Consider the following 18,550-nt stretch of genomic DNA (forward strand, 5'->3'; position numbering starts at 1 on the left):
GCGTCGGTGACCGGTGGGCCGCCGGCGGCGAGCGGTCAGGAGCGGCGGAACATCCGGGTCGCCGTGATCTCCCCGTGGATGGTCTCCCCCTCCGGCGAACGCTGCGGCTGGGGCAGCCCCGGCCGCAGGTGTTCCTCGACGCTGATGTACTTCAGGCCCGCCCTCAGGTCGGCGTCGTTGCGCAGCCGGATGACCAGCGGGAACTCGGCGAGCGCCGTGGTGTCGAACAGGCCCGTCGTGTACAGCAGCTGCACGCCGAGGGCGTCCGAGACGGCCCGCTGGAGCTCCAGCAGGTAGGTGGCGTTCGCGCGGCCGATCGGGTTGTCCAGGAACAGGGTGCCCGCGTGGCGGTGCTTGTCGCGCCCGCGGTCGTTGCTGCGCAGTGCCGCCATCGTGCAGTAGAGCGCGATGGCGGCGGTGAGCAGCTGCCCGCCGGAGAAGACGTCGCCCATCTGCCCGACCGGCACCCGCTCGGCGCGCAGCACCGCGTCCGGCTTCAGGATCTCCACCGAGATGCCCTTGGGCTCCAGCGCCGCCTGGACGCCCCGCAGCAGCAGGGACATGCCGTCGCGGCGGCCCTCGCCGAAGGAGGCGGCGCTGTTCTTCTTCACGGCCGCGCGGGTGGCCTCGTCGATGACCTCGCCGAGCCGCTCGGTGAGGGTGGCCTGGTCGGGCTCCTCGAAGCGGATCCGCAGGAACTCCTGCCCCGACCACTCCCCCAGGCCTTCGGGCAGCTGGGACAGGCGCTGCGCGGAGCGCAGGGTGGCCAGGGCGGATTCGACGAGTCCGCGCAGCCGGTCCACGATGCTGTCGCGGTTGCGCTCCAACTGGGCGAGCTCGTCGGTCAGGACGCGCAGCCGGGGCGCGAACGCGGTGGCCCAGGCGGCGGCGTGCTCGGGCAGCGCGGAGGCGGGCAGTTCGCGGATCTGCTGGCGCGCGGGGGTGCGTACCTGCTCGTAGCGGGTGGCGTTGGCGTGCCGGACGAGGACGTCGCTCGCCTCCCGTACGGCGGACTCGGCGGCCGAGAGGTCGGCCGCGCAGGCGCGCAGGGAGCGGCGGGCCTCGGTGGCGGACCGGCGGGCCTCCTCAAGGCTGCCCGGGTGGGCCACCGGCTCCTGCTCGTCCTCCGGGTGGCTGTGGTCGCGCAGCAGGTCCCGCAGGAGGGCGGCGGTCTCCTCGAAGCCGCCGGCGCCGTCCTCGGCGGTGCGGTGGGCGCGCAGCAGGTCGCCGTGGGCGGCCCGGGCGGACTCCACGGCGGCGGAGTGCGCGGCGAGCTGTGCGGTGGCGGTGCGCAGCAGGCCCTGGGCCTGTTCGACGTCGGCGGGGACCAGTTCCTCGGGCAGCTCGGTGTGGGCGTCGCCCTCGGCGGGGGCGTGCCGTTCGGCCTCGCCGCGCAGCCGGCCGAGCTGTTCGCTGGCGGTGGACGCCCGGGATTCCAGCATCTGTACGAGGGCCTCGGCGCGGGCGGCGGCGGCCTGGCGGGAGGGGCCGTCGGCGCCGTCGGTGCCTTCGAGGAGCTGGGCGGCGCGGGTGCGGACCTTGTTGGTGAGGCGGTCGAGTTCGGCGAGGGCGGCGCTCTCGTCGCTTTCGGCGCGGGCCTGTTCGGCCCGCAGGTCGGCGCCGACGCCGACCTTCTCGTAGAGGCGGGAGGCGGCGCGGTAGGCCTCGCGGAGGTCCGGCAGCGGGGCGCGCGGGGCGTCCTCGTCGGGGAGCCGGTCGGGGGCGCCGGCGATCTCGGCGCGTTCGGCGCGCAGGGCGCGGGCGGTGCGGCGGGCGTCGTCGGCGGCCCGCTGGGCGGCGCGGCGGTCCTCGTCGGCGGCGCGGGCCCGGTCCAGGCAGGCTTCGGCGCGGGCCTCGGACTCGGCGGCCTCCTCGGCGAGTTCGCGGACCCGGGCCTGCCAGCCGGAGCGCTCGCGCAGCCGGTGGGCGAGGCCGGAGAGCAGGTCGGCGGTGCGGCGGGCGCGCTGGGCGGTGTCCTGGCGCTCGTCGCGGACCCGGGTGGCGTCGGCGGCGGCCTCGTCGGCCTCGGCGCGTACGGTACGGGCCTCCGCCAGCTCGGCGTCGGCCTCCTCGGCGAACGACCGGGCGGCGGCGGCGTGCTCCGCGAGCTCGGCGAGCCGGCCGGGCGGGCAGCCGGTGCGCCAGGAGGCGAGGCGGGCGGCGAGTTCGCGGTCACCGGAGAGCCGGGCGGCCAGCTCGCGGATCTCGGTGTCGCGGGCGGTGGCCCGGGCGCGCAGCGCCTGGCGCTCCTCGTCGGCGGCGTGCTCGTCGTGCATGGCCGGGTTCGGCGGAACGATGAAGATACCGCCGCCGCCGGATGCGTCGTCCCCGGCCGGCGGTACGGGGGCCAGCAGCGCGGCGGCGGTGCCGACCGCGACGGTGGAGCGGGGCAGCAGCGCGGCGGCGGAGAGCACCTCGCGGGCCCGCTGGTGGGTGTCGGGGTCGGTGATGACGACGCCGTCGACGAGTTCGGGGCGGGCGGCGAGGACCGCGGCGTGGTCGGCGGGGTCCACGGACTGGGCGAGGTAGCGCCAGCCGGGCAGGGCCGGGATGCCGTGCTCACCGAGGTACTCGACGGTGGCCAGCACGTCGGGGCCGGGCGGCAGCAGGCCGCCGTCGCCGAGGGCGCCGAGGATGCGGGCGTCGTCGGCGGCGGCGGTGCGCAGCTCGAAGAGCTGGCGTTCGGCGGAGCCGACGGTGTCGGCCAGCAGCCGCAGCAGTTCGTCGGAGCCCCGGTCGAGGTCGGCGACGGTGAGGGTGCCGGGGGCCGCGGTGGCGGCGGGGGCCGCGCCGGGCCGGTCGGTGGCCTGGCCGGAGCCCTGGGCGGCGGCGCGGGAGGGGTCCGGCTGCCCGCCGGGCGCGCCCGGCGCGCCGGTGTCCGGCTGGGGCTGGGTCCCCGCGCGCGGACGCGGCAGGAAGGTGTCGGGGGCCGACGGGAGGCCCAGCAGCTCGGCGAGGCGCGGGGCGGCGGCCAGGGCGGCGGCCGCCCGCTCCTCGGCGGCGTGGGCGGCTTCCGCGGCGTCCGCGGCGTCGGCGGCGCGGGCGGCGGTGAGTTCGGCGCGGGATTCGGCGGCGGCGGCCTCGCGGGCGGTGTCGGCGGCGGCCCGGGCGGCCTCGCGGGCCTCGTCCCAGGCGGCGACGGCGGCCTTCTCGGCGTCGCTGGCGGCCAGCGCGGCGCGGGCGGGGTCGGCGTCGGGGGCGGTGTCGTCGAGCCAGCCCGCCGTGACGGCCTCGGCGGTCTCCTGCTCGACCTCGGCGAGGCGGGCCCGCAGGTGTTCGGCCTCGCTGCGGGCGCGCTGGGCGGCGGTCGCGGCGGCGGTGGCGTCGCGGTGGGCGCTCTCGCCGATGTCCTGGAGGCCGGCGGAACGCTCCTCCTCCTCGTTGGCGAGGCGTTCGCCGTGCTCGGCGGCGGTGTGCAGGGCCCGTACCAGCTCGCCGGCGGCGCTCGCGCGCGCGGCGAGGGCCGGGGCGGCGTCCCGCTCGGCCTCCCGGATGGCGGCGGCGACCCGGGCGGAGCGGTCGGCGGCGGCCCGGTGGCGCAGTACGGTCTCGGCGGCCTGCCAGGCGGAGTGCAGGGTGCGCGCTTCGAGGAGTTCGCGGCGCTGCGCGGCGGCGGCCTTGTCGGCGACGGTCAGGGCAAGCGAGGCGTGCCGGTAGGCGAGTTCGGCGGAGACGGCGGCGCTGCGGGTGCGCTGCGCCTCGGCGGCGGTGACCTCGTGGGCGGCACCGGTGACCCGCTGGGCGAGGTCGGCGGCGCGACCGCGTTCCTCGGCGGCGCGCGCGGACAGGCGCCGGGCGAGGGTGCGGGTGCGGCGTTCGGCGCCCGCGTGGACGTCGCGCAGCCGGGAGCGGGTCCCGGCGGCCTCCACGATGCGGGTGAGGAGGTCCACGGAGCCCGCGGTGAAGTCGCGTTCGGCCATCAGCTCGGCGCGGCGGCCCAGCTTGTTGCCGAAGCCGTGGACCAGGTCGGCGAGGCCGTCGGTGTCGCGGGTGTCGGTGACGGCGCGCAGCAGCAGATCGGTGAAGTCGGAGTCCTTCTTGACCGCGAAGAGGCCGGCGGCCTCGCCCTCGTCGGCGTTCATCTCGCGCTGGTAGCGGAAGAGTTCGGGGTCGAGGCCGAGTTCGGTGAGGTGTTCGTTCCAGCGGTCGTGGATCTCCTCCCAGACCACCTCCAGGTGCGGGTAGGCCTTGCCGGCCTCGGTGAGGGCGTCGCGGAAGCCCTTCATGGTGCGGCGGCGGCCCTGGGCGCCGGAGGCGCCTTCGACGGGCGGGCGTACGGAGGTGGCCTCGGCGACGGGGAGGCTGTCCAGGCTCAGGCCCGGGCCGGGGCGGAAGGAGTACCAGGCCTCGGCGAACTTGCGGGGGTCGTTGGAGACCTGCCGACCGCGCCATTCGCTGACCTTGCCGACGACGACGCACTCGCCGGTCTGGGTGTGCTGCCATTCCAGGGCGACGTGGCCGCAGTCGTCGGCGAGCAGGAACTTGCGCAGCACGCCGGAGCTGGCGCCGCCGAGGGTGTTGCGGTGGCCCGGGAGCATCACCGAGAAGATCAGCTTGAGCAGGACGGACTTGCCGCCGCCGTTCTCCAGGAAGAGCACGCCCGCCGGTGCGGGGCGCCGGGGCGGCCCGGTGGGCTCGTCCTCGAAGAACTCCGCCTGGGCGGGCGCCGGGTGGGGCACCGGCTCGCCCACTCCGCGCAGGTCGAGCACGGTGTCGGCGTAGCGTGCGCCGGCGGGCCCGATGGAGTAGAGGCGGATCCGGGACAGCTCGTACATGGCGGCGGGTTCTCGCGGTCTCTCGTGGTGCGTACGGGGATCGGTGCTCGGGCCGGGCTCAGGCGTGGAAGGGCAGGCCGGCGTCGGCGGCGAGCTCCAGGTCGTCGCCCTCGGGCGGCGGCAGGAGGGTGGCGGTGCCGTCGCCGACGGGGACCACGCCCAGTTCGAGGAGTTCGGCCATGGCCGCGCTGCCCGCCATGTCGCGGACCTGGAGCTGGTAGCGGGGGGTGGTGCGGTAGGTGCCGCCGGCGTCGTCGCCGGTGCGCTGGAGGAAGCCGGATTCGGTGAGGAAGGCGGCGGCCTTGCCGACGATGCCGGTGGTGGAACCGGCCAGGCGGCGAGCGTCCTTGGTGGCGCCGGTCGCGCTGCGGCGGGCGTAGACCCGCCAGGCGGCCTCCAGGCCGGGGGCGTCGGTGGCGGGGTCGGTGTTCTCGCCGAGTTCCTCGGCGCGCTCCTCCAGGCGGCGGCAGGTCTGCCGGACGAAGGAGTCGACGCCGTTGACGGTGATCCGGCCGATGTAGCCGTCGTCGGCGAGGTCCTCGGGGCGGGGGAAGGCGAGGGCGGCGACGGCGAGGTGGGCGAGGCCGTGCAGGAACCGGTCGCCGCCGTCGGCGGCGGTGCGGCGGGCGTAGTCGCCCATGCGGACGGCGAAGACGGAGTCCTCGCCGGCGGCGACGGCCATCCCGGCCCGGGGGGACACCTCCAGCACGACGAGGCCGAGGCCGGTGGCGACGGCGTCGGCGAGCCGCCCGAAGGCGGGCTCCTCGCGGTAGCGGCGCAGCAGTTCGGCGTACTCCGCGTCGCGGGCGGGCAGCAGCTTCGGCTGGAGCCCGAAGGCGACGAGCCGGGCCGCGTCGGCGGCGTCGGCGGGCGTCACCCCTGCGGGGGCGGGCGCGACGGGGCCCGCCGGCGCGTCGGGCTCGCTCCACGCGGGCTGCCCCTCGCTCCACGCGGTGTACTCGGCGCGGTGGTCGCTCACGGGTGGCTCTCCTCGGCGGTACGGGTGGTGCGGGTGCGGGTGCGAGTGGTGCGGGTGCGGGTGCGGGTGGTGCGGCTACCCGGGGTCCGGGTGCGGGGGGTGCCGCCCTCAGGGGTTCCGGTCCAGGCGGGGCCCGGCTCCTGGGGCCGACGCCGGGCGGTGTCGACCCGCCGGGCGGCGGGCCCATGCGGGAGGGAGCCGGTCATGACGGCTCCGCGCGGGCCGCGGCCATGCCGGCGGCGTCCAGGAGGGCGGTGCCGACGATGAGGTCCGCGCCGCCGAACTCCGGGTCGTCCAGCTCCGTGCCGTCGTCCACCGCGAACAGCATCCGCTCCTCGCCCTGCCGGTACGCCGTCCCCACGGCCGGGCTCGCCGCGTGCACGGCCAGCAGCGCCACCAGGTACGGCAGCTCGGCGTCCGCGCGCCGCGCCTCGGCGAGCAGCCCGGACAGCCGGCGGGGGGCGTCGTGCGGGAGGTCCAGCAGCCGGGTCGCCGCCGTGAGCTGCTCCTCGCTGAAGCGGCTGTCGTCCGGAGTGGCGATGAGGTCGGGCTCCGGCATCTCCGCGCCGAGGTGCTCCCGCTCCACCGGCGGGGTCAGCAGGATCTCCACCAGGTCGCCGACCCGCACGGAGACGGGCGTGCGCAGCCCGGTGCCCGCCGCGAAGAAGGCGTCGGTGACCCGGGTGGCGTGCTCCAGTGGCAGCGGCAGCAGCGGGGCCACGAGCTGCCCGTACAGGTCGATGCCGGAGCGCGCGGCGGGCGCGGCGAAAGCCTGCCGGTCCTGTTCGGCGCGGAAGAGCGGGCCGGCGTCCAGCAGCCGGGACTGGAGCTGGGTGTGGCGGCGGATGCAGTCCTTGACGATGTCGACGAGCTCGGCGGCGCGCCGCTTGTTGTCGGGGTCCTCCGCCTCGTCGCGGGCCTTGCGGATGTTGGTGAGGATCGCGTTCTCGTGCCGGTAGCGGTCGGCGACGTGGTCGAGGGCCTCGGCGATCATGTCCGGCACGGCCTGGAGCCAGTCCACCGCGCGGACGTTGCGCCGCGTCGCGTCCAGCGTGCGGCGCAGCGTCTCCGCGTACTGCACGGTGCGGTAGCGGGCCTGCTCGGCGGCGAGCTGCGCGTCCGCGAGCCGGCCGCGGCTGATCAGCACCTCCAGCTTGACCTCGGCGGCGATCTGGGCGCTGGTGACGTCGGTGTCCAGGGCGCCGACGAGGACGTTGACGGCCTCGTCCGTGGTGCGCAGGTAGACGGCGCCGCCGTGGCCCGGGACCTCTTCGATCAGCTTGAAGTCGTAGTCCCGGCGCACGTACACGCCGTCGGGGCCGAAGGTGCCGTAGATCGCGCGGAAGCCGCGGTCCACGCTGCCCACGTTGATCAGGTTCTCCAGCACCCAGCGCGCGACCCGCTCGTGTTCGGCGGCCGGGCGCTGCGGGGCCTGGGCGGCGACGCGCGGCAGCAGCCGGGTCACCATCTGCTCGTGGTCGGCGCCGGTGTCGAAGTCCATGGTGAGCGTGACGAGGTCGATCGCGGACAGCGCGACCTCCGCCATGGCGTAGACCCCGTACTCGCCGGCCAGATTGGCCTTGCGTACGTCGAGGTCGTGCAGCGGGGCGGTGCAGGCGAGGGCGCGCAGCCGCCGGGCCAGGCCCTCGTCGGCGGCGGGGCCCGGCGCCGGGGACGGAAGGGTCTTCGCCGGGGCGGGGAGAGTCACGACGGAAAGACTAGGCGGTGACACGGACAACATCCCAAACGGCATGGTTCGGCCGGATCGTCCCCGCCGTCGTGGAGGTGCGCGCGTGCCCTGATCTACGCTCGCGGCATGGCTTCCATGATCACACCTCCCCCGGCCGCGATCGACCTCAACGCCGACCTGGGCGAGGGCTTCGGCCGGTGGACGCTGACCGACGACGAGGCGCTGTTGTCGGTCGTCACGAGCGCGAACGTGGCCTGCGGCTTCCACGCGGGCGATCCGTCGATCATGCGCCGCGTCTGCGAGCGGGCCGCCGCGCGCGGCGTACGGATCGGCGCGCAGGTCTCGTACCGCGATCTGGCGGGCTTCGGGCGCAGGGCGATGGACGTGCCGCCGCAGGAGCTGGCGGACGAGGTCGCCTACCAGATCGGGGCGCTGGAGGTGTTCGCGCGGGCGGCCGGGTCCCGGGTGGCGTACGTGAAGCCGCACGGCGCGCTGTACAACCGCACGGTCCACGACGCGGGGCAGGCGGCGGCGGTCGTGGCCGGCGTCCGGCTCGCCGCCGGGGAGGCCGGGCTGCCGGTGCTGGGGCTGCCCGGGTCGCTGCTGCTGGCCGCCGCCGGGGAGGCCGGGCTCGCGGCCGTACCGGAGGCCTTCGCCGACCGGGCGTACACCCCGGCCGGGACGCTGGTGCCGCGCGGGGAGCCGGGGGCGGTGGTGCACGACCCGGACGCGGTGGTGGCGCGGGCGGTGGGTATGGCCGCCGACGGGGCGGTGGCGGCCGCCGACGGGAGCCGGATCGCGGTGGCGGCCCGCTCGCTGTGCGTGCACGGGGACACCCCGGGCGCGGCGGAGCTGGCCCGGCGGGTGCGGGCGGCGCTGGCCGGGGCCGGGATCCGGGTGGAGGCCTTCGCGTGAGGACGCTGCTGGTCGGGGACGCGGCGCTGCTGGTCGAGGTCGACACCGCCGCCGAGGTGGCCGCCCTGCACGCCGAGCTGCTGCGCCGCCGGGACGCGGGCGAGCTGGGCCCCGTACGGGAGGTGGTGCCGGCCGCGCGGACCGTCCTGCTGGACGGGGTGGCGCGGCCGGCGGCGCTGGCGGCGCGGATCGCGGGCTGGGAGGTGGCGCCGCTCGCGGAGTCCGAGGGGCCGCTGGTCACCGTCCCGGTGCGGTACGACGGGCCGGACCTCGCGGAGGTGGCCGGGGCCTGGGGGGTGACGCCCGGGGAGGTGCCGGGGCTGGTCGGGGGGATCGTCTTCCGGGTGGCCTTCTGCGGGTTCGCGCCCGGCTTCGGCTACCTGACCGGCCTCCCGGAACGGCTGCGCCTGCCCCGCCGCGCCACGCCCCGTACGGCCGTCCCGGCGGGCTCGCTGGCGCTGGCCGGGGAGTACGCGGGGGTGTACCCGCGCTCCTCCCCCGGCGGCTGGCAGCTGATCGGCACCACCGACGCCGTGCTGTGGGACCCGGCGCGGGAGCCGGCGGCGCTGTTCGCGCCCGGGGTGCGGGTGCGGTTCAGGGAGGCGGGGGCGTGAGCGGGCTGCTGGTGCTGCGGCCGGGCGCGCTGACGACCGTGCAGGACCTGGGCCGCCCCGGGTACGCGCACCTGGGCGTGCCCCGCTCGGGCGCCCTGGACACGGCCGCGCACGCCCTGGCCAACCGGCTGCTGGGCAACCCGGACGGCGCCGCCACCCTGGAGACGACCTTCGACGGGGTCACCCTGCGGGCCCTGACCGCGGTGACGGTGGCCGTCACCGGGGCTCCTTGTGCCGTACGGATCTCAGGGCGGCCGGCGGCCTGGGGTGCGCCGGTCCGGCTGCGGGCGGGTGCGGAGCTGGACGTGGGCCGGGCGGAGTCGGGCCTGCGCGGCTACCTCGCGGTGCGGGGTGGGTTCTGCGTCCCGCCGGTGCTGGGCAGCCGCGCGACCGACCTGCTCTCGGGGCTCGGCCCGCCGCCGCTGACCGGGGGCACGGTCCTCCCGGTCGGCCCGCCCGGCCCGGATCCGGTGCCGGGGGCCGACGTCGCGCCGCTGCCGGGGGCGCCGGCCGAGCTGGTGCTGCCGCTGCGGCTGGGGCCCCGGGCCGACTGGTTCACCCGGGACTCGCTGGCCCGGCTGCTGTCGGCCCGCTACCGGGTGGCGGCGGCCTCGAACCGCATCGGCCTGCGCACGGAGGCGGGGCCTCCGCTGACCCGCTCGCGCCCCGGGGAACTCCCGAGCGAGGGCATGGTCCTGGGCGCGCTCCAGATCCCCCCGGACGGCCTCCCGGTCCTCTTCCTGGCCGACCACCCGGTCACGGGCGGCTATCCGGTGGCCGGCGTGGTGCCCCCGGGCCCACCCTTGAACGCGGCGGCCCAGGCCCGCCCCGGCACCCCACTCCGCTTCGTGGCGACACCCCCCTGACAGCCGGAGGGGGCCTTGCGGTGGTGGGGGCGTCCTGCGGCGGGCCGGAAGGGGTTACACCGCCGACTCCGGGGTGATGCGGCTGCGGACCGCCGACTGGACGTCCTCTTCCTCCGCCGGGTCCGTCGCCAGGCGGCGCAGGCGCGGGGCGACGCGGGCGTCGGCCGTTTCGGCGTGGCGGGCGGCCACCTCGCGGGTGGTCTCCTCACAGTCCCAGAGGCACTCGACGGCGAAGCCGGCCGCGAAGGAGGGGTCCGTGCTGGCCAGGGCCCGGGCGGCGCGGCCGCGCAGGTGGGAGGAGGCCGTCTCGCGGTAGATGTGCCGCAGCACGGGCGCGGCGCAGCCGATGGAGAGCCGGCCCGCGCCGTCGACCAGCGCGTAGAGCCGCAGGGAGTCGGGGCCGGAGCCCCGGACGGTGGAGCGCAGGGCGCCGAGGACGAGGGCGGCGTCGTCGGCTCCGCCGCGGGCCGCCAGGAGGGCCGCGGCGGCCGCTCCGAGGGCGTCGGGGCGGTGTACCCACATCCGGGCCCGGTCCAGGGCGGCCGGGCCGCACATGCGCTCGTAGGCGGCCACCGCCGGTTCGTCCCCGGCGGCTTCGATGAGGTCCAGGACGGCCGGGTTGTCCGGTTCGGCGAGGACGAGGTGGTGCAGGGCGGTGGCCCGGGCGGCCTCGCCGTCGGCTCCGGCGGCGGCCGCGAGGATCGCGGCGCGGTCCTCGGGCGCGGCCACGGCGGCAAGGCAGCGGGCGGCGGGTACGTGCAGCGGGGTGCCGCGGCGCAGGCCGTCGGCGGCCCAGTCGAACACGGCCTGGACGCCCCAGCCGGGCCGGGGGCCGTTCGGGGTCAGCTGGCGCTGCCAGCGGTCGAAGGAGCCCTGCTGGCGGGCGGCGCGCAGGCGCTCCCCGTACCGCGGGGTCTCCTCCCACAGACACCAGGGGCGGGGCTCGTAGGCGTCGCGGACGGCGGCGGCCAGCCGCGCCTCGCCCTCGGCGGTGGCGGGGAACCGGGCGAGGACGGGGTCGGCGAGGGAGCGCAGTCCCTCGTCGTCGTCGCGCAGGGCGAGTTCGTCCAGGGCCCAGGCCCAGTTGGCGCCGTGGGCGGCGTAGCGGCGCAGCAGCATGAGCGCGTCGTCGCGGCCGTACGAGGCGAGGTGACCGAGGACGGACAGGGCGAGGCCCGTCCGGTGGTCGTCCTCGTCGACGAGGTCGTCGGCGCCGAAGAGGTGGGCCTCGATCGCGCCGAGGGGGCCGTCGAGGTCGAGGTAGAGCCGGGCGTAGTACAGGGAGCGGTTCTCGACCTGCCAGTCCTGGCGCGGGTCGCGGAGCACGCACTGGTCGAGCGCCGCGAGGGCCTCCGGCCGGGGCGCCGCCAGGGCGTGCAGCGTGCCGTCGCCGCGGCCCCGCTGGAGGAGCCCGAGCAGGGTGCCGCTTGGCGCTATGACTGGTTCGAACATGGGAATGGCCTCAAATCAAGCTGGGGACGCAACCGGGAATCGGGATTCACAGGGCCGCGTAACAGCACGTGAGGACGTCCGCCGTCATGTTCCGCTCGATGTAGACCATTGCCTTCTCACTCTCGTCGGTGCTTCGCGCCTGCCGGCCGGGACGGCAGGGGTGGGGGGGACCTCTGTGGTGTCCAGGTGTCCAGCCCGCTCCTGCCCGTCCGTCATGTTCGCGAATCGAATCCGTCGCCATGATGACCCAGGCGGTTTGTGCGCCGCGACCACATTTATGGGCGCCGTGACCAAGCCGTGAGGTCCTCCGACCGGTCCCGGCCCGGTCCTGGCACGGTCCTGAGCCGGTCCCGGCCGGGCGCGGCCCGGAAAAAAACGGACTACTTGGCTCCGAAGAGTTCCAGCAGGTCGGCCTTGGCGAACATGCGGGCCGTGTCCACGGCGGAGGGCGTTCCGGCGTTCGGGTCGGCCCCGCCGGCGAGCAGGGCGCGGATGACGGCCTCCTCGCCCTTGAAGACGGCTCCGGCGAGCGGGGTCTGGCCGCGGTCGTTGGCGCGGTCCGCCTCGGCGCCGCGGACCAGCAGGGCGGTGACGGCGTCGGCGTGACCGTGGTAGGCGGCGAGCATGACGAGGGTGTCGCCGCGGTCGTTGGTGAGGTTCGCGGGGACGCCGGCGTCGAGGTAGGCGGTCAGCGTCGCGGTCTCACCCTGGCGGGCGAGGTCGAAGATCTTGGTGGCCAGCTCGATGACGTCCGCGTCGGGAGCGTCGGCCGCGTGGTCCTGGTGCTCGCTCATCGGTGGTGCCGCCTTTCACTCGCTGTTCGTGTGCGCTGCTCGTACCGCTCGCCGCCGGGGCAGCGGTTTCCCCGGGCCGGACGGGCAGGGGGGCGTACGGCGCTGCGTCCGTACGGGTGAATCGACAGGGTAGCGCCCGTTCCGGGACATGACGGGCGCGGACCGCGGCAAGGATGGCGGCGGCGGTGTCCCCCGACACCCCGGGCGCCGGACGCGCCAGCCGGGGTGGGCCGGTCAAGTGAAAAACCTGCGGATTCACCCGTATACACCTTTTGTCGCATTGATACTTCCTGTGAGCCTGGAAGTACTGATGGTGACCGTCCCCACCCACCAGGAGAAGTCTCATGGTCTTGTCCATTTCAGGTGTCGTCCTGCTCGGCATCATCTGCTTCCTCTTCTTCAAGAAGGACGGCATGAAGGCCACGCACGCGGTCGTGTGCGCGCTCTTCGGGTTCTTCCTCGCCGGCTCCGCCATCGCCCCGAGCATCACGGCGAGCACGGCGAGCCTCGCGAGCCTGCTCGGCGGGATCAAGCTCTAGGCCGCCCCCGACCGCACACCGTCCCCGCACCACCACGACTCCAGGAGACGACCGTGGCCCGGCGCCCACTCCCCCGCATCCTCAGCAGCGGCACCGCGTCGCTCGCCCGGGGCCGCGACCTCGCCCGCACGGCCGCCGACAGCGCCACGGACGTCCTCCATCCGCTCCTCACCATCGGACGCGGCCTGCGCGTCCTGGCCGTGGCCGGGCGACGGCGGTGGGCCGCGACTCCCAAGGACAAGCGCGGCCCCGCGCTGTTCCTGGGAGCCGCCGTCGTCCTCGCGCTCGCGGTCGTCCCCTACGGCCCCCTCCTCGCCCTGATCACCCTCATGGCGGCGGCGGCCTGGCAGGGACGCGCGCGCACGCAGGTGCGCACCGGGCCCAGCGAGGCCGAGACCGAACGGCTCGGCTCCCTCTACGAAGCCCTCGTGCCGTACTTCTCCATCCCGGAGGACCCCAGCCCGCTCTTCACCCACGGCGGGGACTGGGACGAGGCCTTCAGCGACCACGCGTTCGACGAGGCGGGCCGCGTCACCCGGCTCCGCATCCGCTACCCGGCCTACTTCACCGACGGTGAGGCCGCGTCCCGGGCCCGGATCGAGGCACTGCTGCACGCCAAGTCCGGGCGCGGACGCGAATACCGCTTCGACTGGGACGAGGAGGGCAACCAGCTCGACCTGCGCGTCCTCGCGGCACTGCCCACCGGGATCACCGCCCAGCCCTTCGTGACCTCGCCGGGCGAGACCGTACTCGGCTTCACGGACCCGGCGGGAGTGCGGCGCACCCTGCCCGTGACCGAGGACGGCGAGGCCCGCGACGTGCCGCCCGTGATCTGGCGGACCGGCCCCCGCTCCACCGAACCGCACCTGCTGGCCGTCGGCCAGCCCGGCAGCGGCACCTCCACCCTGCTGCGCTCCATCGCGCTCCAGGCCCTGCGCCACGGCGGCGACGTCATGATCGTCGAGGGCGGCGGCAGCGGGGAGTACGCCTTCCTGACCGGCCGCGCGGGCGTGCTCGCCGTCGAGTGCGGTCCGAGCGGAGCGCTGGCCACCCTCGAATGGGCCGCCCACGAGACGGAACGCCGGCTGATCGCCACCCACCGGGCCCGCGAGGCGGACCGCCCGGCGCCCGACGACGCGCGGCGGCCGCTGTGGATCCTGCTGGACCGCCCCAGCGTGCTCACCCACCTCGCCGCCGCCGACGGCCGCCCGGACCCCCTCACTCAGCTCCAGGTGCCGCTGCGGCACGGGCGGGCCGCGCACATCACGGTGGTGGTGGCCGAGCAGTTCGACCACCTGGAGCTGCTGCACGACGCCGTCTGGCAGCACACTCGGGCCCGGGTCGTCCTCGGGCCGGCGCCGGTCCAGCAGATCGCCGACGTCCTGGGGCTGCCCCCGCACACCACCGCGCCCGCGCAGCTGCCGCCCGGCCGCGGGTACGCGCGCCTCGGCACCGGGCCGGTGCACCGGCTCCAGGTACCGGCCACCCCGGACCCGTACGACGACGGCACCCGGCCCGCCCACCGCCAGGCGGTGCTGGAACTGCTGCCGGAGCGGCGGGCGGCGCCCGCGGGCGGCGCGCCGGACCACGCGAAACCGGCCGAGCCGCTCCAGGCCCAGCCCCCGGCGCAGGCGCAGGGCCCCGCGATCGAGACGGCGGGGGCGGTCGAGGCCCCGGAGGTCACGGCGGAGGCCCCCGTAAGCCGTCCGCCCCTCCCCTGAGCCCTTACGCGACGAACGTGCGCGGCGGCTCCGCCCCGCTGCCGCCCGCTCCGGTGCCGACCAGCCGGGCCGCCGCCGCGAGCCGCGCGGCGGCCTCCTCGGCCACCGGGCCGCCGACGGTGAACGGCAGCCGGACGTACCCCTCGAAGGCGCCGTCCACCCCGAACCGGGGCCCCGAGGGCACCCGGACGCCGACCCGCTCGCCCACCTCCGCCAGCCGCGACCCGGACAGCCCGCCCGCCCGCGCCCACAGGGTCAGCCCGCCGAGCGGCACCTCGAACTCCCACTCCGGCAGCTCCCGGCGCACCGCCGCAACGAGCGCGTCCCGGTTGCCGCGGGCCTGCTCGCGGCGGATCCCGACGGCCTCCTCCCAGCCGCCGGTGCGCATCAGCCAGTTCACCGCGAGCTGCTCCAGCACCGGTGTGCCGAGGTCGGCGTACGCGCGCGCCGCGACCAGGCTGCGGATCACGTCGGGGGCCGCGCGGACCCAGCCGATCCGCATCCCCGCCCAGAAGGCCTTGCTGGCGGAGCCGACGGTGATCACGGTGGAGCCGGCCGGGTCGAAGGAGCAGACCGGGCGCGGCATCGCCAGATGGGCGTCGAGCTGGAGTTCGGCCATCGTCTCGTCGGCGATCAGCACGGTCCCGGCGGAGCGGGCGGCCTCCACCATGGCGCGCCGCTGCTCCTCGGAGGCGAGGGCCCCGGTGGGATTGTGGAAGTCGGCGACGACGTACGCGAGGCGCGGTGCGGCGTCGCGCAGCACCTGCCGCCAGACGTCCATGTCCCAGCCGCTGAGGCCGTCGCCCATCGCGACCGGCACCAGGCGGACGCCGGCGGCGCGCATGAGCTGGAGGATGTTGGCGTAGGAGGGGGATTCGACGGCGATCCGCTCGCCCCGGCCCGCGAAGAGGCTGCAGATGGCGTCGATGGCGCCCATCGCGCCGGTGGTGACCATGATCTGCTCGGGCATGGTCGGGATGCCGCGTTCGGTGTAGCGGTCGGCGAGCATCCGGCGCAGCGCGGGCAGTCCGGCCGGGTAGTCGCCGTGGGTGTGCGCGTAGGGCGGGAGTTCCTCCAGCGCGCCCTGGACGGCCTTGGTGAGCCAGGGCTCGGGGGCCGGGAGGGCGGCGCAGCCGAGGTCGATCATGGAACCGAGGGACTCGGGCGGCAGGGGCTCCAGGCCCCGGGCGGGGAGGGGGTTCCCGGCCGGTACGGAGGTCCAGCTGCCGGCGCCCCGGCGGGACTCCAGGAAGCCCTCCCCGCGCAGGGCCTCGTACGCGGCGGCGACGGTGGTGCGGCTGAGGGAGAGGGCGACGGCCAGTTCCCGCTCGGCGGGGAGCCGGGCGGCGACGGGGACGCGCCCTTCGAGGACGAGCAGCCGGATGCCGTCGGCGAGGATGCGGTAGGCGGGCGACTTGCGGGCACCGGGGGCGCCGGGCCGTTCCTGCTGGGAGCCGATGAGGCGGGCGAGCTGTGAGGCGCCGACCGCTGAGGTCCACTGAGCCATGGCGTCCGGTCCACCTTCGTCACATTGGCCTGGGCGAGCGGGATCCCGGGCCGGTATTGGATTGGTTCCGCGGGTCCCAGAGTGTCACGCAGCGGTCCATTGAGGCCAGAGGGGTCCCCTTGCGGTCCAGCGGGACTCCTCCGGGCCCCAACGGCCCCTCACTCGCACGGTCGTTCACCTCGCAGCCATGCGTACGATCCCGTCCCGTGGGGCACAGCGGGCATACTGCGGCCGTGACCCACGTACGCCTGCGCCATCCCTACCTCGACCACCCGGCTCCGATCCCCTTCGCCCATCGCGGCGGAGCGGCGGACGGGCTGGAGAACACCGCCACCGCGTTCCGCCGGGCGGCCGCCGCCGGCTACCGGTACTTCGAGACCGACGTGCACGCGACGGCCGACGGCAAGCTGGTGGCCTTCCACGACGCGACGCTGGACCGGGTCACCGACGGCCGGGGCCGGATCCGCGCGCAGACCTGGCGCCGGGTGCGCGAGGCGCGGGTGGCGGGGACGGAGCCGCTGGCGCTGTTCGAGGACCTCCTGGAGGAGTTCCCCGAGGCCCGCTGGAACGTGGACGTCAAGGACGAGTCGGCCCTGCACCCGCTGGTGAACCTGATCGCGCGGGCCGGCGTCTGGGACCGGGTGTGCGTGGGCTCCTTCTCGGAGAGCCGGGTGGCGCGGGCGCAGAAGGTCGCGGGCCCCCGGCTGGCGACCTCGTACGGGGTCCGCGGCGTGATGGGGCTGCGGCTGCGGTCCTTCGCGATCCCGGCGGCCCTGCGCGCGGGCGCGGTGGCGGCGCAGGTCCCGGAGACCCAGGGCGGGATCCGGGTGGTCGACCGGCGCTTCGTACGGGCCGCGCACGAGCGGGGACTCCAGGTGCACGTCTGGACCGTGAACGAACCGGAACGCATGGAGTCGCTGCTCGACCTGGGGGTCGATGGCATCATGACCGACCGGATCGACATCTTGCGCACGGTGCTGGACCGGCGCGGGGCCTGGGCCTGACGAGCCCGCGGGCCGCCGCGCCCGGTGCGGCGGCCGGCGCGTACGGGGACCAGCGAGGGGGCGCTCATGAGCGAGCGGACGGAAAACGAAGCGGAGTCCGGTGCGGAGGACGGCAGAGCCGCCGCCGCCGCGCGCAAGCGGGAGCAGCACGGCTGGTACTTCTACGACTTCGCCTGCTCGGTCTACTCGACGAGCGTCGTCACGGTCTTCCTCGGGCCGTACCTGACCTCGGTGGCCAAGACCGCGGCGGATCCGGACGGCTACGTCCACCCGCTGGGGATCCCGGTCCGGGCCGGGGCCTACTTCGCGTACTCGGTGTCGGCGTCGGTCATCGTGGCCGTGCTGATCATGCCGCTGATCGGGGCCATGGCGGACCGGACCGGCCGCAAGAAGCCGCTGCTCGCGGCGGCCGCGTACACGGGGGCGGCGGCGACGGCCGGGATGTTCTTCCTGCACGGGGACCGCTACCTGCTGGGCGGGCTGCTGCTGGTGATCGCGAACGCCTCGCTCTCGCTGTCGATGGTGCTCTACAACGCCTACCTGCCGCAGATCTCCACGCCCGACGAGCGGGACACCGTCTCCTCCCGCGGCTGGGCCTTCGGCTACACCTCGGGCGCCCTGGTGCTGGTGCTGAACCTGGTGCTGTTCCAGGGGCACGACTCCTTCGGGCTCTCGGAGAGCGCGGCGGTGCGGATCTGCCTGGCGTCGGCCGGCCTGTGGTGGGGGGCGTTCGCCGTCATCCCGCTGCGCCGGCTGCGCGACCGGGCGGTGGTGCGGGAGCCGGGCGCGGGCCCGGCGGTCAGCGGCTGGAAGCAGCTGGTGACGACGCTGAAGGACATGCGGCGCTATCCGCTGACCCTGTCCTTCCTGCTCGCGTACCTGATCTACAACGACGGCGTGCAGACGGTGATCTCCCAGGCCTCGGTGTACGGCTCGGAGGAGCTGGAGCTGGAGCAGTCCACGCTGATCGTGGCGGTGCTGCTGGTCCAGGTGCTGGCGGTGGCCGGGGCGCTGGGGATGGGCCGGCTGGCCCTCACGTACGGGGCGAAGCGGACGATCCTCGGCTCGCTGGCCGCGTGGGCGCTGACGCTGGCGGCGGGGTACTTCCTGCCCGCGCGGACGCCGGTGTGGTTCTTCGCGCTGGCCGCGATGATCGGGCTGGTGCTCGGCGGCAGCCAGGCGCTGTCGCGGTCGCTGTTCTCGCACCTGGTGCCGGCGGGCAAGGAGGCGGAGTATTTTTCCGCGTACGAGATGAGCGACCGGGGGCTGAGCTGGGTGGGGCCGCTGGTCTTCGGGCTGACGTACCAGCTGACCGGCAGCTACCGGGACGCGATCATCTCGTTGGTGGTCTTCTTCGCACTGGGTTTCGTGCTGCTCGCGCGGGTGCCGGTGCGGCGTGCGGTGGAGGCGGCGGGGAATCCTGTTCCCCTGCACGTCTGAGCGCCCCCGGAAGGACCCGGAAGGACCCGGACCCACGAACGAATTCCGAACGAATTTCGACGTTGAAGCGAAGGGCCGGTAGTGTACGCCTTTGGCCTGCCAGCCGGACCGTTACTGCGCGCTTAGGAAGTGTGGACGTTGGGTGACATCTGCTGCCAGATGTGACAAAACGGGCACCGGTGGGTACAACAAGGGGCGGCACGACGGGCGACGCACGACCCGGAGCGGGAATCTATACCGCCGACCGGACGTTG

14 protein-coding genes are annotated in these 18,550 nt (G+C 75.8%); 7 read left to right on the plus strand and 7 right to left on the minus strand.

The features are described 5' to 3' along the window. Positions 1 to 35 precede the first annotated feature (35 nt). The 4 genes from ACZ6ZT_RS15395 to ACZ6ZT_RS15410 are packed head-to-tail and all read right to left on the minus strand — an operon-like array spanning position 36 to position 7,507. Positions 36 to 4,775, minus strand: a complete 4,740-nt coding sequence (locus ACZ6ZT_RS15395; protein ID WP_469719663.1) for a hypothetical protein — start codon at positions 4,773 to 4,775, stop codon at positions 36 to 38. A 58-nt stretch (positions 4,776 to 4,833) separates the two neighbouring features. Then, positions 4,834 to 5,754 (minus strand): hypothetical protein, encoded by a 921-nt coding sequence (locus ACZ6ZT_RS15400; protein ID WP_469719664.1) that lies wholly within the window; start codon positions 5,752 to 5,754, stop codon positions 4,834 to 4,836. Next, complete coding sequence (locus ACZ6ZT_RS15405; RefSeq protein ID WP_469719665.1) at positions 5,751 to 5,960, minus strand: hypothetical protein; 210 nt, start codon at positions 5,958 to 5,960, stop codon at positions 5,751 to 5,753. Before ACZ6ZT_RS15405 ends, ACZ6ZT_RS15400 begins: the two co-directional genes overlap by 4 nt. Next, positions 5,957 to 7,507, minus strand: a complete 1,551-nt coding sequence (locus ACZ6ZT_RS15410; protein ID WP_469719666.1) for a hypothetical protein — start codon at positions 7,505 to 7,507, stop codon at positions 5,957 to 5,959. The genes ACZ6ZT_RS15405 and ACZ6ZT_RS15410 overlap by 4 nt, the downstream gene beginning before the upstream one ends. A gap of 63 nt (positions 7,508 to 7,570) precedes the next feature. On the opposite strand from ACZ6ZT_RS15410, the gene ACZ6ZT_RS15415 reads away from it, so the two are divergent. From ACZ6ZT_RS15415 to ACZ6ZT_RS15425, 3 genes are read left to right on the plus strand one after another with little or no spacing between them, the layout of a single operon-like run. Further along, a complete protein-coding gene (locus ACZ6ZT_RS15415) occupies positions 7,571 to 8,359 on the plus strand; it encodes a LamB/YcsF family protein (RefSeq protein ID WP_469719667.1) in 789 nt (262 codons plus the stop codon). Beyond that, entirely contained in the window at positions 8,356 to 8,973 is a 618-nt protein-coding gene (locus ACZ6ZT_RS15420) for a 5-oxoprolinase subunit B family protein (protein ID WP_469719668.1), read from the plus strand. Before ACZ6ZT_RS15415 ends, ACZ6ZT_RS15420 begins: the two co-directional genes overlap by 4 nt. A gap of 5 nt (positions 8,974 to 8,978) precedes the next feature. Beyond that, on the plus strand, positions 8,979 to 9,839 hold the full coding sequence (locus ACZ6ZT_RS15425; RefSeq protein ID WP_469719906.1) for a 5-oxoprolinase subunit C family protein: 861 nt from the start codon (positions 8,979 to 8,981) through the stop codon (positions 9,837 to 9,839). A gap of 54 nt (positions 9,840 to 9,893) precedes the next feature. Here the strand turns inward: ACZ6ZT_RS15425 and ACZ6ZT_RS15430 are convergent, their stop codons facing one another. Together ACZ6ZT_RS15430 and ACZ6ZT_RS15435 are read right to left on the minus strand one after the other, a co-directional pair. Next, on the minus strand, positions 9,894 to 11,291 hold the full coding sequence (locus ACZ6ZT_RS15430; protein ID WP_469719669.1) for a HEAT repeat domain-containing protein: 1,398 nt from the start codon (positions 11,289 to 11,291) through the stop codon (positions 9,894 to 9,896). Between the two features lie 380 nt (positions 11,292 to 11,671). Next, positions 11,672 to 12,085 carry an ankyrin repeat domain-containing protein gene (locus tag ACZ6ZT_RS15435; RefSeq protein ID WP_469719670.1) on the minus strand — a complete coding sequence of 138 codons (414 nt, stop codon included), beginning with the start codon at positions 12,083 to 12,085 and terminating at the stop codon, positions 11,672 to 11,674. A gap of 344 nt (positions 12,086 to 12,429) precedes the next feature. On the opposite strand from ACZ6ZT_RS15435, the gene ACZ6ZT_RS15440 reads away from it, so the two are divergent. Together ACZ6ZT_RS15440 and ACZ6ZT_RS15445 are read left to right on the plus strand one after the other, a co-directional pair. Beyond that, entirely contained in the window at positions 12,430 to 12,624 is a 195-nt protein-coding gene (locus tag ACZ6ZT_RS15440) for a hypothetical protein (RefSeq protein WP_266578360.1), read from the plus strand. 53 nt (positions 12,625 to 12,677) lie between these two features. Beyond that, positions 12,678 to 14,345, plus strand: a complete 1,668-nt coding sequence (locus tag ACZ6ZT_RS15445; RefSeq protein ID WP_469719671.1) for a P-loop NTPase family protein — start codon at positions 12,678 to 12,680, stop codon at positions 14,343 to 14,345. Between the two features lie 4 nt (positions 14,346 to 14,349). On the opposite strand, the gene ACZ6ZT_RS15450 is transcribed toward ACZ6ZT_RS15445, so the two are convergent. After that, positions 14,350 to 15,852: an SCO1417 family PLP biosynthesis transcription factor gene (locus tag ACZ6ZT_RS15450; RefSeq protein WP_469719672.1), complete on the minus strand. Its 1,503-nt coding sequence runs from the start codon at positions 15,850 to 15,852 to the stop codon at positions 14,350 to 14,352. Positions 15,853 to 16,085: 233 nt separating this feature from the next. Here ACZ6ZT_RS15450 and ACZ6ZT_RS15455 point away from each other — a divergent pair, with 233 nt between their 5' ends. Beyond that, complete coding sequence (locus ACZ6ZT_RS15455; RefSeq protein WP_469719673.1) at positions 16,086 to 16,856, plus strand: glycerophosphodiester phosphodiesterase; 771 nt, start codon at positions 16,086 to 16,088, stop codon at positions 16,854 to 16,856. Between the two features lie 66 nt (positions 16,857 to 16,922). Beyond that, a complete protein-coding gene (locus ACZ6ZT_RS15460; RefSeq protein ID WP_469719674.1) occupies positions 16,923 to 18,296 on the plus strand; it encodes an MFS transporter in 1,374 nt (457 codons plus the stop codon). The last annotated feature ends 254 nt before the right edge of the window (positions 18,297 to 18,550 follow it).

The sequence above is a fragment of the Streptomyces sp. NPDC102258 genome, assembly GCF_055584685.1.

Bases quoted from the DNA above. Each gene is read 5' to 3' on its own strand.
- ACZ6ZT_RS15415 (WP_469719667.1), top strand. From the start codon at position 7,571: ATGGCTTCCATGATCACACCTCCCCCGGCCGCGATCGACCTCAACGCC.
- ACZ6ZT_RS15450 (WP_469719672.1), bottom strand. From the start codon at position 15,852: ATGGCTCAGTGGACCTCAGCGGTCGGCGCCTCACAGCTCGCCCGCCTC.
- ACZ6ZT_RS15395 (WP_469719663.1), bottom strand. From the start codon at position 4,775: ATGTACGAGCTGTCCCGGATCCGCCTCTACTCCATCGGGCCCGCCGGC.
- ACZ6ZT_RS15430 (WP_469719669.1), bottom strand. From the start codon at position 11,291: ATGTTCGAACCAGTCATAGCGCCAAGCGGCACCCTGCTCGGGCTCCTC.
- ACZ6ZT_RS15405 (WP_469719665.1), bottom strand. From the start codon at position 5,960: ATGACCGGCTCCCTCCCGCATGGGCCCGCCGCCCGGCGGGTCGACACC.
- ACZ6ZT_RS15435 (WP_469719670.1), bottom strand. From the start codon at position 12,085: ATGAGCGAGCACCAGGACCACGCGGCCGACGCTCCCGACGCGGACGTC.
- ACZ6ZT_RS15410 (WP_469719666.1), bottom strand. From the start codon at position 7,507: ATGCCGTTTGGGATGTTGTCCGTGTCACCGCCTAGTCTTTCCGTCGTG.
- ACZ6ZT_RS15460 (WP_469719674.1), top strand. From the start codon at position 16,923: ATGAGCGAGCGGACGGAAAACGAAGCGGAGTCCGGTGCGGAGGACGGC.
- ACZ6ZT_RS15440 (WP_266578360.1), top strand. From the start codon at position 12,430: ATGGTCTTGTCCATTTCAGGTGTCGTCCTGCTCGGCATCATCTGCTTC.